This is a genomic window from Marinobacter flavimaris, assembly GCF_002933295.1.
GTDB lineage: Bacteria > Pseudomonadota > Gammaproteobacteria > Pseudomonadales > Oleiphilaceae > Marinobacter > Marinobacter flavimaris.
Genome location: NZ_PSSW01000002.1, coordinates 452834 through 466492 on the forward strand (window position 1 = coordinate 452834; position 13659 = coordinate 466492).

Annotated in this window: 14 protein-coding genes; 7 read left to right on the forward strand and 7 right to left on the reverse strand. The window is 57.1% G+C overall.

Annotated features, from left to right (window positions below):
* Positions 1-55: 55 nt before the first annotated feature.
* Together MDHKLMBL_RS05685 and MDHKLMBL_RS05690 are read left to right on the forward strand one after the other, a co-directional pair.
* Entirely contained in the window at positions 56-1480 is a 1425-nt protein-coding gene (locus MDHKLMBL_RS05685; RefSeq protein WP_104270316.1) for a hypothetical protein, read from the forward strand.
* Positions 1452-1826, forward strand: a complete 375-nt coding sequence (locus MDHKLMBL_RS05690; RefSeq protein ID WP_062785170.1) for a hypothetical protein — start codon at positions 1452-1454, stop codon at positions 1824-1826. The genes MDHKLMBL_RS05685 and MDHKLMBL_RS05690 overlap by 29 nt, the downstream gene beginning before the upstream one ends.
* Positions 1827-1869: 43 nt before the next feature.
* On the opposite strand, the gene MDHKLMBL_RS21275 is transcribed toward MDHKLMBL_RS05690, so the two are convergent.
* A complete protein-coding gene (locus MDHKLMBL_RS21275; RefSeq protein ID WP_104270317.1) occupies positions 1870-2403 on the reverse strand; it encodes a cold-shock protein in 534 nt (177 codons plus the stop codon).
* A gap of 222 nt (positions 2404-2625) precedes the next feature.
* Between MDHKLMBL_RS21275 and MDHKLMBL_RS05700 the strand changes: the two genes are divergently transcribed.
* The gene (locus MDHKLMBL_RS05700; RefSeq protein ID WP_064227410.1) at positions 2626-2844 is read left to right on the forward strand and encodes a SlyX family protein; all 219 of its coding nucleotides are present in this window, start codon (positions 2626-2628) and stop codon (positions 2842-2844) included.
* 72 nt (positions 2845-2916) lie between these two features.
* Here MDHKLMBL_RS05700 and dapE read toward each other — a convergent pair whose 3' ends face one another.
* The 6 genes from dapE to map all read right to left on the reverse strand — a co-directional run bounded on the left by dapE (position 2917) and on the right by map (position 10109).
* Positions 2917-4053, reverse strand: a complete 1137-nt coding sequence (gene dapE, locus MDHKLMBL_RS05705) for a succinyl-diaminopimelate desuccinylase (protein WP_008170394.1) — start codon at positions 4051-4053, stop codon at positions 2917-2919.
* Positions 4040-5068 (reverse strand): 2,3,4,5-tetrahydropyridine-2,6-dicarboxylate N-succinyltransferase, encoded by a 1029-nt coding sequence (gene dapD, locus MDHKLMBL_RS05710; RefSeq protein WP_104270318.1) that lies wholly within the window; start codon positions 5066-5068, stop codon positions 4040-4042. The genes dapE and dapD overlap by 14 nt, the downstream gene beginning before the upstream one ends.
* 87 nt (positions 5069-5155) lie before the next feature.
* Entirely contained in the window at positions 5156-5497 is a 342-nt protein-coding gene (locus MDHKLMBL_RS05715; RefSeq protein ID WP_008170391.1) for an ArsC family reductase, read from the reverse strand.
* The gene (gene dapC, locus MDHKLMBL_RS05720) at positions 5494-6696 is read right to left on the reverse strand and encodes a succinyldiaminopimelate transaminase (protein WP_008170389.1); all 1203 of its coding nucleotides are present in this window, start codon (positions 6694-6696) and stop codon (positions 5494-5496) included. Before dapC ends, MDHKLMBL_RS05715 begins: the two co-directional genes overlap by 4 nt.
* Positions 6693-9338 (reverse strand): [protein-PII] uridylyltransferase, encoded by a 2646-nt coding sequence (locus tag MDHKLMBL_RS05725; RefSeq protein ID WP_008170387.1) that lies wholly within the window; start codon positions 9336-9338, stop codon positions 6693-6695. Before MDHKLMBL_RS05725 ends, dapC begins: the two co-directional genes overlap by 4 nt.
* Positions 9339-10109: a type I methionyl aminopeptidase gene (gene map, locus MDHKLMBL_RS05730; protein ID WP_008170385.1), complete on the reverse strand. Its 771-nt coding sequence runs from the start codon at positions 10107-10109 to the stop codon at positions 9339-9341.
* A 252-nt stretch (positions 10110-10361) separates the two neighbouring features.
* Here map and rpsB point away from each other — a divergent pair, with 252 nt between their 5' ends.
* From rpsB to frr, 4 genes are all read left to right on the forward strand, one after another.
* Positions 10362-11114, forward strand: coding sequence for a 30S ribosomal protein S2 (rpsB, locus tag MDHKLMBL_RS05735; protein WP_008170383.1), 753 nt, complete (start codon positions 10362-10364; stop codon positions 11112-11114).
* A gap of 92 nt (positions 11115-11206) precedes the next feature.
* Positions 11207-12076: a translation elongation factor Ts gene (gene tsf / locus MDHKLMBL_RS05740; RefSeq protein WP_008170381.1), complete on the forward strand. Its 870-nt coding sequence runs from the start codon at positions 11207-11209 to the stop codon at positions 12074-12076.
* Between the two features lie 185 nt (positions 12077-12261).
* Positions 12262-12990 carry a UMP kinase gene (pyrH, locus tag MDHKLMBL_RS05745; RefSeq protein ID WP_008170379.1) on the forward strand — a complete coding sequence of 243 codons (729 nt, stop codon included), beginning with the start codon at positions 12262-12264 and terminating at the stop codon, positions 12988-12990.
* A gap of 74 nt (positions 12991-13064) precedes the next feature.
* Entirely contained in the window at positions 13065-13622 is a 558-nt protein-coding gene (gene frr / locus MDHKLMBL_RS05750; RefSeq protein ID WP_008170376.1) for a ribosome recycling factor, read from the forward strand.
* The last annotated feature ends 37 nt before the right edge of the window (positions 13623-13659 follow it).

Here is a 13659-nt window from a genome sequence, read left to right on the forward strand (position 1 = left end):
GCCCGCAATATGGCGTTCGCATCAGGACGATGCATTCATAACATGGAGAAGTTTGATGGACGATTGGCAAGGATGCCTGGATCCCCAGTGCCAGACCGCATTATTACGAGCCCGGGAGAGCGTTGAACGCAGGGGCGGCTCGGTGATTACCGCTGAAGACTACCTGCTTGCTCTTCTGGACTCCGCGCCTGCTATTGCCCGCTTTCTGCGCGGCTGCGGCGTGGATATGGATGAACTTACCCGCACCATTCAGTGCGAACAACCGATCGTGACGGAAGTTGGTGGGGAGGGGCAATTATCTTCCCAACTGATGTATTGGTTTGCGGCGGCCCGGGAAGCCAGCGATGCGCCATGGCTTGGTTGGTCGCACCTGCTGGAGGCGCTCGTTCGGCACGCGGACCGGTTGCAGCAAAAAGCCTATGTGGCGGTTTTTGAGCTTGTTACTCGCTGGCCGGATCCTTCCGATGAGCGGGAACCGGCGCCGATTGATGAATTCCAGAGAGCACCTGTGGTAGTGGCCGATTCGGCATGGGTTGAGCTGGCTGAAGATGTCGCGATCAGTCTCTCGGCGTCTTCGTCCGCCATGATCTGGGTGCGTGGCGAACGTGGGTCGGGCAAGACCGCCTGGCTGCAATCGTTGCTCCCAGCACTGGAGCAGGATTACGTCGAGTTGGATCTCAGGCGTGAAGCGGAGATTATGGCCAGTGATCTTCCGGTCCTGCCCGAGCGCACTTTGGAAAGTGCTCCAGGAGAGAGCGGCTCACGCTGGCCGGTTCTTGTGCTGGACAATGTCTCGCCTGCAGACCTGGTTGCGCTGATGGATCTCCCTGATGGGCTGGCGTCAGCGCTCGTGCTCCAGTGGGCGGGCCCAATACTTTTGCTGGGTCCTGACGAGCCCACAGAAAGCCGTTCAGCTGTCTCACTTCAGCATCGCCTGGGCCGGAGCCTCGACATCTTTGACATGCCTGTTACGAGCGTGGTCCAGCGTCAGGCCATTTTAACGGCACATCAGGCCGCCATCGAGAAGCAATGGAATATCCAGATTCCCCGCTCGGTGATCCGGTTTGTCGCCTCTCGCCAAAGCCGTTGCGTCAGCACGCCAGGGAGAATGCTTCAGTGGCTTGAGCGGGCGGCTGCAAGGCTAAATCTCTTTGCCCGCAGAGGTCCAGGCGATGCGGTCGCCCTTTCAGGACAGGCAGACACACTGAGGCGCCAGTCTCTGGTGGCGCTTGCACGCAAGGAGCCGCTCGAAGATATTGAAACGTCGTTGAGAGAGATACAGCTCCACCGGGTGGCAGCGGAAGTGGCCTGGCACGAACGACAAGCGGCCGGCACGTTGCGTCAGCTCTGTAATGAAGATTTGCGTCGGGAACTGGAGCGGCGGGTTGCAGCGCGACCCGGGCCGGTTCACTATGTGCTGCATTGTAATCAGCAGGATGGAGATTCAGCGGGTGCAGGATCTGGAAATATACATTCGTGATCTGGAGCCGGGGGCGGTTTCCGGGTGGCTTGAAAACCATGTGGACCAACTGGAACTGAATGACAGGGACGTAGCGAGCGTGATCAAGGGCTTCGCGCGCTATGAAGGTGACAGGGTTCGAATATCGCTTTATCCCGGCGCGTTCGGCAAGCGTTTTACCTCTCTGGTGATTGAGGGGCCTCGGGTACCCTGGAACAGTGATCTGGACTGCGCCCGAAGCGCATGGCGTGCCATGGAAACCGAGATTCGCTGCAGTCCGGGAGACTGGAAAGAGGGCGAGCCGGTAGAGGATGAGAAATGGTGGCGTCTGGACCACCGGGGCGAGCAACAGGTCGTCTGGAACTGAAAGAGGCAGCCCTTGGGCTGCCTCTTTGTTTTCAGTGGGCGATTCAATCGCTCAGGATGGATACGTTGTCGGCCTGAAGGCCTTTGTCTGCCTCCACAACATTGAAGCGGACCAGTTGACCCTGTCGCAGGACCCGGCGCCCACGGCCACGAATCGCCCGGAAGTGAACAAATACCTCGTCACCGCTGTCACGCACGATAAAGCCGAAGCCTTTCTTGACGTTGAACCACTTTACGGTGCCTTCTTCATCACCCTCAGGGCTGCTTTCGTCATAGCCATCATCATCGTCATCATTGTGGTTCTGGCTGGGGGCACGGTTGCTCGGCCGGGATGGGCTTTGCTTTTCGGCCGGTTTCTTGACTGAAAGCGCAATGGCCAGGAAGCCCGCAATGCCGAAAACGATCAGCGTAATAATGTAGGCTGCGATGCCACGAGTGCTACCGAGGGCCTCAATAAGCTGACCTGCAGCGATCAGGCGAAGAGGCTCTGGTGTAAAAGACAGCAACAGGGCAAGCACCAGCGGTGCGGGGATGGCGATCAGGAGAGCAAAAAGGATCGCTTTGGATGGATTACGCATTGACTGAAATTTCTCCATTCTTGTAACGCTAACGATAAAAACCGGATATCGGGTAAAATCGCACATCCGGCCGGTGAAAACCGCCAGTTCCCCGGAAAACGGGAGCGCTGACGGGCAAAAGCGGCATGATACCAGATTATCCCGAGCGCTGACCAAGCAACGGGGTAAGCAGTGTCATCGATCACATTCTTGATAGATCCACCCAGGGAGTGCCAATACCCAATGAGCCAGAACGATCTGGAAACCCGACTGGATGAGCTGGAGACACGGCTGGCCTTTCAGGACGACGTTATCAATACCCTGAGTGAGCAGGTGGCCAGGCAGGAAATGGACATCCGGGAATTGTGGGAGGCCAAACGGTTGCTGCACAAACAGCTCAAGGATGTTTCACCGTCCAATATCAAGTCGGAGCAGGACGAAACACCTCCCCCTCATTATTGAAAGTGGCGCATTAAAAAGGGATCAGATGAAGGTTTCATCTGATCCCTTTTCGTTGGATTCCGGCTCCTGCTTTTATGCCAGCAGTTCGATCAGAATCTGTTCGTAGATTTCAGACAGGGTATTCAAATCTTCGGCCTTTACGCACTCATCCACTTTGTGAATCGTCGCATTGATGGGGCCAAGTTCGACCACCTGCGCGCCGGTAGGTGCAATGAAGCGACCATCCGAGGTGCCGCCGGAGGTTGAAAGTTCGGTTTCCCGGCCTGTCACCGTGCGAATGGCGCTCTGGCTGGCAGACACGAGTGCGCCCTTGTCCGTCAGGAACGGACGGCCACTGAGGTGCCACTGCAGATCGTATTTCAGGTTGTGGCGGTCCAGGATGGCTACCACCCGTTCCTCCAGACTTTCTGCAGTGTTTTCCGTGCAGTAGCGGAAGTTGAAGTGCACCAGGCATTCACCGGGAATAATGTTGCTGCCCGTACCGGCCTCCAGCTTAGTAATCTGGAAGGTGGTTGGCGGGAAAAAGTCGTTGCCGTTATCCCAGAATTCCTTTGCCAGCGCATCCAGGGCAGGCGCAACCAGGTGAACCGGGTTCTCGGCCAGGTGCGGATAGGCTACGTGGCCCTGAACCCCATGCACGGTCAGGTAACCATGCAGAGAGCCCCGTCGACCATTCTTGATCACATCACCCACTTCTCGGGTGCTGGACGGCTCGCCAATCAGACACCAGTCGATCTTTTCGTTCCTGGCTTCGAGAGTTTCCACCACTTTGACCGTACCGTGTTGGGCTGGCCCCTCTTCGTCACTGGTAATCAGCAGGGCTATGGAACCCCGATGGTCCGGGTAGCTTGCAACGAAGCGCTCGCATGCGGTTACGAAGGCTGCCAGGCTGCCCTTCATGTCCGCGGCGCCACGGCCGAGGAGGTAGCCATCCCTGATCACGGGATCAAAGGGTGGGTGCGACCAGTTCTTTTCCGGCCCGGTTGGTACCACATCGGTATGGCCGGCAAAGGCCAGCACCGGCCCCTCGGAGCCCTTTCGGGCCCAGAGGTTATCGGTATCGCCAAAGCGCAGGTTCTCGCCGGTGAAGCCCAGAGGCGCAAGGCGCGACATCATCAGTTCCTGACAGCCGGCATCGTCTGGCGTGACAGACTGCCGGCGGATCAGATCAACGGCAAGTTCGAGGGTCGGGGAATCAGTTGTTTGCATGCAGCTCTTCATTCAGCTCGATGGCAGACTTGTTGGTTTTGCACTCCACCGCGCCAGTCTGGCTGTTACGGCGGAAAAGCAGGTCTGTCTGGTTGGCCAGATCGCGGGCCTTGATCACCTCAACCAGCTCGTTGTTGTCGTCGAGCAGCGCAACCTTGGTGCCGGCTGTGATGTACAGCCCGGCCTCGACCTTGCAACGGTCGCCCAGCGGGATGCCGATACCGGCGTTGGCGCCGATCAGGCAGTTCTCGCCAACGGCAATGATGATGTTGCCTCCACCGGAAAGGGTGCCCATGGTGGAGCATCCACCGCCCAGATCAGACCCCTTGCCAACCATGACGCCGGCGGAAATACGGCCCTCGATCATGCTGGTGCCTTCGGTGCCGGCGTTGAAGTTGATAAACCCTTCGTGCATGACCGTGGTGCCTTCACCCACATAGGCGCCAAGGCGAACCCGGGCGGTATCGGCAATGCGGACACCTTTCGGTACCACGTAATCGGTCATCTGCGGGAATTTATCCACGGATTTGACTTCCAGTGTGCGGCCTTCCAGGCGAGCCTGAAGCTGGCGGTCGGACAGTTCGTTCAGATCGATCGCGCCTTCGCTGGTCCATGCCAGATTCGGCAGCAGGCCAAAAATGCCGTCCAGCTTCAATCCGCGAGGTTTGGCCATGCGATGAGAAATCAGGTGAAGCTTGAGGTAAACCTCCGGGGTGCTGGACGCGGTGTCATCTGTTTCGAGTACTGTGACAACCACCGGGCGCTTGCTGGCGGCTGCTTTGTCCGCCAGTGATGCCTGGCCTGTCTGGCCGATCTGACGCAAGGCGTTGGCGAGCTGGCTGAGCTGCTCGGCGGTCGCGCTGATCGCCTGGTTACCACCCTTGTAATCAAGGGCGTTGGAGATGACGTCCATCAGGGTGTTATCGGGTGTCATGACCGGCTGCTGGTAAAACACTTCCAGCCACTCGCCCTGGTTGTTCTGGGTGCCGATACCGATACCGAATGCAAAGCTCATCTGATGGTTGCTCCTGTTATGAATGTGGGGCCAGGGCAATGCCTGAAGACCCCTGAAATTAAAGTTTGGATCTGGTTTGCCCGAGATTCAGGCCAGCCATGCGGACCATTCGTCTGCACTGAAACCTACGCGCACATCACCGCCGTTTTCGACAACGGGACGCTTAATAATGGATGGGTTCTCCAGCATGATCTCGTGAGCGCTTTGGGCGTCAATGGTATCACGAACGTCCTCCGGAAGTTTGCGCCAGGTGGTGCCACGGCGGTTCAGCAGGGTTTCCCATCCGACCGCGTGTTCCCAGCGGAACAGCAAATCACTCTGCAGGCCATCCTTCTTGAAGTCGTGGAATTCGTAGTCGATACCTTGTTCGTCCAGCCACTTCCGGGCCTTCTTTACGGTGTCGCAGTTTTTGATGCCGTACAGTTTCATGGCTTGTTCGCCTTAACAAATTCAACAATGCGTTCCGCTGCCTCTACGCACTCTTCCAGCGGGGCGACCAGGGCCATCCGGACACGGTTTTCTCCGGGATTATGGCCATCCACGGTTCGGGAAAGATATCGCCCAGGCAACACGTGCACGTTCTGTTGTGCCGAGAGCTCCCGGGCAAACGTTTCATCGTCCATCGGAGTTATCGGCCACAGGTAAAACCCGGCATCCGGAAAATCAACATCCATAACTTCCCGGAGGATGGGGACCACTGCCTCAAATTTGGCGCGGTACGCTGCACGATTCTCCCGAACGTGGTCTTCGTCGCTCCAGGCGGCGATGCTCGCCAGCTGATTGTGGATGGGCATGGCGCAGCCGTGATAGGTGCGGTACTTCAGGTAGCCGTCAAGAATGCTGGCATCCCCGGCTACGAAACCCGATCGCAGGCCGGGCAGGTTGCTGCGTTTGGACAGGCTGTGGAACACCACGCAGCGGGCGTAGTCATCCCGGCCAATGGCGGCGCAGGTTTGCAGGAGGCCTTCCGGCGCGTTGCCTTCCTCCGGATAGAGTTCGGAGTAGCATTCGTCGGAAGCAACGATAAAGTCGTGTTTGTCGGCCAGGGCTATCACCCTGGTCAGCGCCTCCCGGGAGATAACAGCACCACTGGGATTGCCCGGGGAGCACAGAAACAGTATCTGGCATTCTTGCCAGATGGATTCGGGCACTGAATCAAAATCGGGAATGAAGCCATTTGAGCCATCGCAGGGGAGGTATACGGGCGTCGCGCCTGCAAGGAGGGCGGCTCCCTCGTAAACCTGATAAAACGGATTGGGGCTGACTACGGTGGCAGGCTTGGTGGCATCCACGACAGCCTGAACCAGGGAAAAGATGGCTTCACGTGTGCCGTTTACCGGCACGATGTTGTTCGCCGCGCTGAGGCTGCCGGCCTTCAGATTGAATCGGCGGGTTGCCCAGCCACTGATGGCCTCGCGGAGTTCATCCGTACCCCGGGTGGTGGGGTAATTGGCAAGCTTGTCCAGATTGTTCGCAATGACCTGTTTGACGAAATCGGGCGACGGGTGCTTCGGCTCTCCAATCCCCAGGGAAATCGGCCGGAGATGATCGGGCACGCTGATGCCTGCCTTTAGTTTGGCAAGCTTTTCAAAAGGGTAGGGGTGAAGTCTGTCGAGGTTCGGATTCATTGAATGTCGTCCAGCATTTTACAGAGATCTTGCTGCAGGGCCTGGCATACCGCCGGCTCCCGGATGGGCTCGCCGTGTTCGTCCGTCACGAAGAAAACGTCCTCCACGCGCTCGCCCAGGGTGGCAATCTTGGCGTTGCTCAGGCGTACCCGGTGCTCCAGCAGCACCTGGCCGATGCGGGCCAGAAGCCCCGGGCGGTCGGGCGTGATCACTTCCATTACGGTGCGCTGGTTGATGGTGTCATTCGAGAACGTCACTTCCGTCGGGAAAGCGAAATGCTTGAGCTGGCGTGGCGTGCGCCGGTGGATGATGTCCGGATAGTCATCCGGGTCGTCCAGTTCTTCGATCAGGCGCAAACGCACCCGTTCTTTTCTCGCAGGGTCGATGCCCAGAGGCTGTCCCTTCTCATCAAGTACCACATAGGAACTGATCGAGTAGGGCCCCTCGCTTGAGCTGATGCGCGCGTCCACGATGTTCAGGTTCAGCTGTTCGAGGACCGCCGTTGTCGCAGCGAACAGGGCAACCCGGTCCTTCATGTAGATAATGATCTGGGAGTAGCCGTCCGTCGGGCCGCCCCGCGTGTCTCGAATCAGCACCAGCGGGTCCGTATTGTCGCCGTGTCTGATGATGGCAGCAGTCTGCCAGGCGATGTCCACGGTCGAGTCCTGGAGGAAATAGTCTTCGTCCACGGTGTCCCAGATGGCGTCGATCTGTTCATCGGTCATGTTCTGGGCATGCAGGATTTCCCGGGCTTCCGACTGGGTAGCGCGAACCCATTCCTGTCGGTCGATGGGCGTTTCAGTGCCCCGACGCAAAGCCCGTTTGGCCTCGATATAGAGTTGGCGCAACAGCGAGGCCCGCCACGTGTTCCATAGCTTGGGATTGGTAGCGCTGATGTCGCATACGGTTAGAACGTACAGGTAATCCAGGTGCGCCTGGCTCGGCACTGCCCTGGCAAATCCGTGGATAATGTCCGGGTCGGAGATGTCTTTGCGCTGGGCTGTCATGGACATCAGCAGGTGGTTTTCCACCAGCCAGGAAATCAGCTGGGTGTCCCGTTCGCTCAGGTGATGCCGCTGGCAGAAGGCTTCGGCATCGATGGCACCCAGTTCCGAGTGATCGCCACCCCGGCCTTTGGCCACATCATGGTAAATGCCCGCAATATAGAGGGTTTCCAGTTTCGGCAGCCGGTGAATCAGGCGGGATGCCAGCGGATACTCGGTTCGGGCTTCCGCGCTGCCAAGCCTTACCATGTTGCGGATGACCCGCATGGTGTGGGCATCCACGGTGTAAATGTGGAAAAGGTCGTGCTGCATCTGGCCAATGATCTGGCCAAACTCCGGGAGATAGCGCCCGAGCACGTTGTACTTCTTCATGGCAGACAGCGTCTGATCCAGGGCATGGGGCGTTCTGAGCAGCTCCATGAACAGGGTAGTCACTGCCAGATCAGATCGGAACGCATCATCGATCAAATGCCGGTGGGCCCGAAGCGAGCGGATCGTCGTGGCCCGGATGCCCTTTATCTCAGGGTGCTGAGCCATCAGAACGAAGATTTCCATGATGGCATAGGGCGCGTAGGCGAAGACCTGGTTGTTGACCGCTTCAATATAGTAGTTACGAATCTGGAAACGTTTGTTGATGGGCTGGATGGCGTCTTCCGATGGGCTACCCAGAATCGCTTCGTCGTAATACTGCAGAATCACATCCGCCAGTTCGGCGAGGGCCAGGACGGTGCGATAGTAGGCCTGCATCATCAATTCGACGCCGAGCCGCTTACCTTCATCTCTATAGCCGAGCATCTGGGCCAGGGCTCGCTGATGATCGAACAGCAGCCGGTTTTCATTCCGGTCAGCGAGCAGCTGCAGGCCGTATCGCAGTTGCCAGAGGAAGGTTTCACCCTGGAACAGAATCTGATGCTCTTCCTCGGTAAGAATGCTGAAGCGGGTCAGGTCAGCGATGTTCTGCAGTCCGAAATGTCGCTTGGTAATCCAGCCGATCGTCTGTATGTCCCGCAAGGCGCCCGGGGAACCCTTCACGTTTGGTTCGAGGTTGTATTCGGTATCGCCGTATTTCTGATGCCGTTGCTGCTGCTCCTCACGCTTCGCAATAAAGTAGTCGCGGTCGGTGCTGACATCATCGGAATAGACTTGCTCGCTCAGATCTGACCGGAGTTCATCCGGGCCGGCAATCGTGCGCGTTTCCAGCAGGTTGGTCAGTATGGTGATATCTTCGCGGGCGGCTGTCTTGCTTTCCTCGATGCTGCGAACACTGTGGCCGATATCCAGCCTGAGATCCCACAGCAGGGTAACGAACGCGCCCAGGTCTTCGTGCCAACTGTCTTCGATGCCGGCACGGGTGAGAATGAGCAGGTCGATGTCCGAATGCGGGTGCAGCTCACCCCGTCCATAGCCGCCGACGGCGATCAGGGCAATGTCCGGTGAATCGGAAAAGGGGTAGCGGTTCCAGATCAATCTGAGAACTGTATCGACCGTGTCAGCCCGGGAGCGGACAAGGGCGCGCACATCGGCGCCTTGTCGAAAGGCCTCGGCATCGGCGTCATACCTGCCCTTTAACAGCTCCCGGGCCGCCGTAACCGGAGATGGGTCATTACTGATGCGGGATTCCAGCTCGCTTTGGTCCACTTAGAAGGACTCTTCCTTTCGCTTGGTCAAGACCTCATGACCGTCCGCCGTCACAAGGATGGTGTGCTCCCATTGTGCAGAGAGTTTGTGATCCTTGGTAACGACGGTCCAGCCATCCGGCAGAAGCTTGGTCTGGTACTTGCCCTGGTTGATCATTGGCTCAATGGTAAACGTCATACCTTCCTGCAGCTCCAGACCGGTGCCGGGTTTGCCGTAATGCATTACCTGAGGCTCCTCGTGGAATACTGCGCCGATGCCATGGCCACAGTAATCTCGAACCACGGAATAGCGGTGTTTCTCGGCGTGCTGCTGAATCACATGCCCGATATCGCCCAGACGGGTTCCCGGCTTGACCAGTTCAATACCTTTATAGAGGCACTCCTGTGTAATCTGGATCAGCCGCTCGGTGCCAGGTTTCGGCTTGCCGACAATCCACATCTTGCTGGTGTCGCCGTGGTAGCCATCCTTTATTACGGTGACATCGATATTAAGGATGTCTCCATCTTTGAGGATTTTCTTCTCAGACGGAATGCCGTGGCAGATAACGTGGTTGACCGACGTGCAGATGGACTTCGGAAACCCCTTGTAGTTGAGTGGTGCCGGAATGCACTTTTGCTCGTTTACAATATAGTCGTGGCAAATCCGGTCGAGCTCTTCGGTGGAAACGCCGGGCTTGACGTGATCGCCAATCATCTCGAGCACTTCGGCCGCCAGGCGGCCAGCGACGCGCATCTTTTCAATTTCTTCCGGTGTCTTGATCGATACCTGCATTGGGTTTCCCGTTGTTTGTGCCAAACCGGCATTTTAAGGGGCCTGCTGCCCGGGTACAAGGAAGCTCGCCGTCAAAAATAATGGCGTTTGTCGGGCCGAATATGGTATAAACGCGCCCGCTGGAAACGAATCCAGCAAATTCACACACGTGTCGGCACGTTATCCCAGGGTGCCTGGTCCTGCTTTTAAAGGAGTCAGGTTGGGGTAATCGGATACGTGGAGGACTAACCCGAAGCTAAAAAGGTAACTATCATGGCTCAGGTAAATATGCGTGACCTGCTGAAGGCAGGTGCTCACTTCGGTCACCAGACCCGCTACTGGAACCCGAAAATGTCGAAGTTCATCTTCGGCGCCCGTAACAAGATTCATATCATCAACCTTGAGCAGACTGTTCCTGCCATGAACGACGCGCTGAAATTTGTTCAGCAGCTGGCAGAGAACAAGAACAAGATCCTGTTCGTTGGTACCAAGCGTGCCGCGGCCAAGATCATCAAGGAAGAAGCCGAGCGTGCCGGTCAGCCGTTCGTTAACCACCGCTGGCTCGGTGGCATGCTGACCAACTACAAGACCATCCGTCAGTCTATCCGTCGCTACCGTGACCTGGAAACCCAGAGTCAGGACGGTACTTTTGACAAGCTGACCAAGAAAGAAGCACTGGATCGTACCCGTGAAATGGACCGCCTTGAGCGCTCCATTGGTGGTATCAAGGACATGGGCGGCCTGCCGGACGCGATGTTCGTGATTGACGTTGACCACGAGCGTATCGCCATCAAGGAAGCCAACAAGCTTGGTATTCCTGTCATCGGTGTTGTTGATACCAACAGTGATCCCGACGGTGTCGATTACGTGATCCCGGGCAACGATGACGCTATCCGTGCGATCCAGATTTACGTGAAAGCCGTTGCTGATACCTGCATGGAAGCAGCCCAGTCTGCTGGTGCCGGTGCTGACGAGTTTGTTGAAGTCAGCGAAGACGCTGAAGGCGCTGCTCCAGCCGCTGAGTAACGTTTTACCTTCACGGTTTAGATGTAAGGTGTGCCTGGTTTTTTCCGAGGCACACCGCCCCACCGAATTCGGAACAGTTGAGAGGATTGAACATGGCTGCAATTACCGCTGCAATGGTCAAAGAGCTGCGTGAGCGTACCGGCCTTGGCATGATGGAATGCAAGAAGGCACTTGTTGAAGCCGAAGGCAGCGTTGACGCTGCGATCGAAGAGCTGCGCAAGTCATCCGGTCTGAAAGCTGCCAAGAAAGCCGGCCGTACCGCCGCTGAAGGCGCTTCACTGATCAAGATCTCTGACGACAACACCGTTGCCTTTATTCTGGAAGTGAACTCCGAGACCGACTTTGTTGCTCGCGATGACAACTTCCTGAACTTTGCCAACGACGTGCTGAACGTTGCGTTTGAAAATGGCGAAACCGACGTAGCCAAGCTGATGGAAGGCGATCTGGAATCCAAGCGTGAAGCGCTGGTTCAGAAAATCGGCGAGAACATTACTGTTCGTCGTGTCGTCAAGGTTGAAGGCCCGGTTGTTGGTGGATACGTTCACAGCAACAACAAGATCGCTTCGGTTGTCGCCCTGACTGCCGGTGATCCTGAAGTTGCCCGTGACATCGCCATGCACGCAGCTGCCGTTAACCCGCGTGTCGGCAAGCCGGAAGATATGCCGGCTGAAGAACTCGAAAGAGAGAAGGATGTGATCAAGGCCCAGCCGGATATGGAAGGCAAGCCTGCCGAGATCGTCGAAAAGATGATGGGTGGCCGCATCAAGAAGTTCCTCAAGGAGAACAGCCTTGTTGAGCAGCCTTTCGTCAAGAACCCGGACCAGACCGTGGGCGAGCTGATCAAGTCCAACGGCGGCGAGCTGGTTGGCTTCGTTCGTCTGGAAGTGGGTGAAGGCATTGAGAAGGAAGAAGTGGACTTTGCTGCCGAGGTTGCTGCTGCAGCCGGCACAGGCAAGGCCTGATCCTTCGTTCGATGCAGCGGGCTTTGAGCCACTGTATCACCTGAGTCTGCCACGTTAGCCGGGAATTCCCGGCTCTCGTGGCGGGCTTGTATCTGAGATACCCCTTTTTATGAGGAGTATGTCAGATACAAGCCTGCAACGGGTACCACGCCGGATAGCAGCCAACAGACGACAAGGGGATCATCATGCCGACATCATCGAAAACCCAGCCCAGATACAAGCGTGTTCTGCTCAAACTCAGTGGCGAGGCCCTGATGGGAGAGCACGATTTCGGTATTGATCCCAAAGTTCTTGACCGCATGGCACTGGAAATCGGTGCGCTGATTGGCATCGGCGTGCAGGTTGGCCTGGTGATTGGCGGCGGCAATCTGTTCCGTGGCGCAGCCCTGAATGCGGCCGGCATGGATCGGGTTACCGGTGATCATATGGGCATGCTGGCCACCGTGATGAACGGTCTGGCCATGCGTGATGCCCTGGAACGTTCGAACATCCGGACCCGTGTGATGTCCGCGATCCCCATGAGCGGCATCGTGGAGCATTACGACCGCCGTCGCGCGGTACGGGATCTGAAGGATGGCGATGTCGTGATCTTCTGCGCCGGTACCGGTAACCCTTTCTTCACGACCGATTCCGCTGCATGTCTGCGTGGCATTGAGATCGAGGCCGACGCGGTGCTGAAGGCTACGAAAGTGGATGGCGTATACTCAGCGGATCCGCACCTCGACAGCAGTGCAGAGAAATACGACTACCTCACCTATGATGAGGTTCTGGACAAGAAACTGGGTGTGATGGATTTGACAGCCATCTGTCTCGCCCGTGACCACGGCATGCCGCTGCGGGTGTTCGATATGAACCGTGCCGGCGCCCTTACTCGCATCGTAACTGGCGAGAAAGAAGGTACACTGATCGAATGAATCGCTGTCCCGGCCCCACAGGATCGTGGCGCCAGATTACAGAATGACATGACGAACGAATTGAGGATGCTGAAGTGATCAACGACATCAAAGCAGAAGCCGAAAAGAAAATGAAAAAGAGCCTGGAGTCCCTTAACTCCGCGTTCAACAAGATCCGCACCGGCCGTGCCCACCCCTCTATCCTGGATAGTGTCATGGTGAACTACTACGGCCAGGAGACGCCGCTGAAGCAGGTGGCTAGCGTCAACGTCGAGGATAACCGCACGCTGACGGTCTCTCCCTGGGAGAAAAACCTGATGCCGACCATTGAGAAAGCTATTATGGCGTCAGACCTTGGCCTGAACCCGGCGACCAGCGGCGATATCATCCGTATCCCGATGCCCATGCTGACAGAAGAAACCCGTAAGGAAATGGTTAAGCAGGCAAAAGCAGACGCCGAGCACGGTCGTGTTTCCATCCGTAATGCGCGTCGCGACGCGAACAGCATGATCAAGGATCTGCTGAAGGAAAAGGAAATCACCGAAGACGACGAGCGCAAGGGCGAGGACGATATCCAGAAGCTGACCGACCGCTACATTGCAGAAGTCGAGAAGATGCTCAAGGCCAAAGAAGAGGACCTGATGGCGGTTTAACCGTCCGGACCTACTTGCAAGCGAATTGAAAGGCCGA

Bases quoted from the DNA above. Each gene is read 5' to 3' on its own strand.
- MDHKLMBL_RS05715 (WP_008170391.1), bottom strand. From the start codon at position 5,497: ATGAAACTGTACGGCATCAAAAACTGCGACACCGTAAAGAAGGCCCGG.
- MDHKLMBL_RS05685 (WP_104270316.1), top strand. From the start codon at position 56: ATGGACGATTGGCAAGGATGCCTGGATCCCCAGTGCCAGACCGCATTA.
- rpsB (WP_008170383.1), top strand. From the start codon at position 10,362: ATGGCTCAGGTAAATATGCGTGACCTGCTGAAGGCAGGTGCTCACTTC.
- map (WP_008170385.1), bottom strand. From the start codon at position 10,109: ATGCAGGTATCGATCAAGACACCGGAAGAAATTGAAAAGATGCGCGTC.
- dapD (WP_104270318.1), bottom strand. From the start codon at position 5,068: ATGAGCTTTGCATTCGGTATCGGTATCGGCACCCAGAACAACCAGGGC.
- MDHKLMBL_RS21275 (WP_104270317.1), bottom strand. From the start codon at position 2,403: ATGCGTAATCCATCCAAAGCGATCCTTTTTGCTCTCCTGATCGCCATC.
- tsf (WP_008170381.1), top strand. From the start codon at position 11,207: ATGGCTGCAATTACCGCTGCAATGGTCAAAGAGCTGCGTGAGCGTACC.
- pyrH (WP_008170379.1), top strand. From the start codon at position 12,262: ATGCCGACATCATCGAAAACCCAGCCCAGATACAAGCGTGTTCTGCTC.
- MDHKLMBL_RS05700 (WP_064227410.1), top strand. From the start codon at position 2,626: ATGAGCCAGAACGATCTGGAAACCCGACTGGATGAGCTGGAGACACGG.
- dapE (WP_008170394.1), bottom strand. From the start codon at position 4,053: ATGCAAACAACTGATTCCCCGACCCTCGAACTTGCCGTTGATCTGATC.
- dapC (WP_008170389.1), bottom strand. From the start codon at position 6,696: ATGAATCCGAACCTCGACAGACTTCACCCCTACCCTTTTGAAAAGCTT.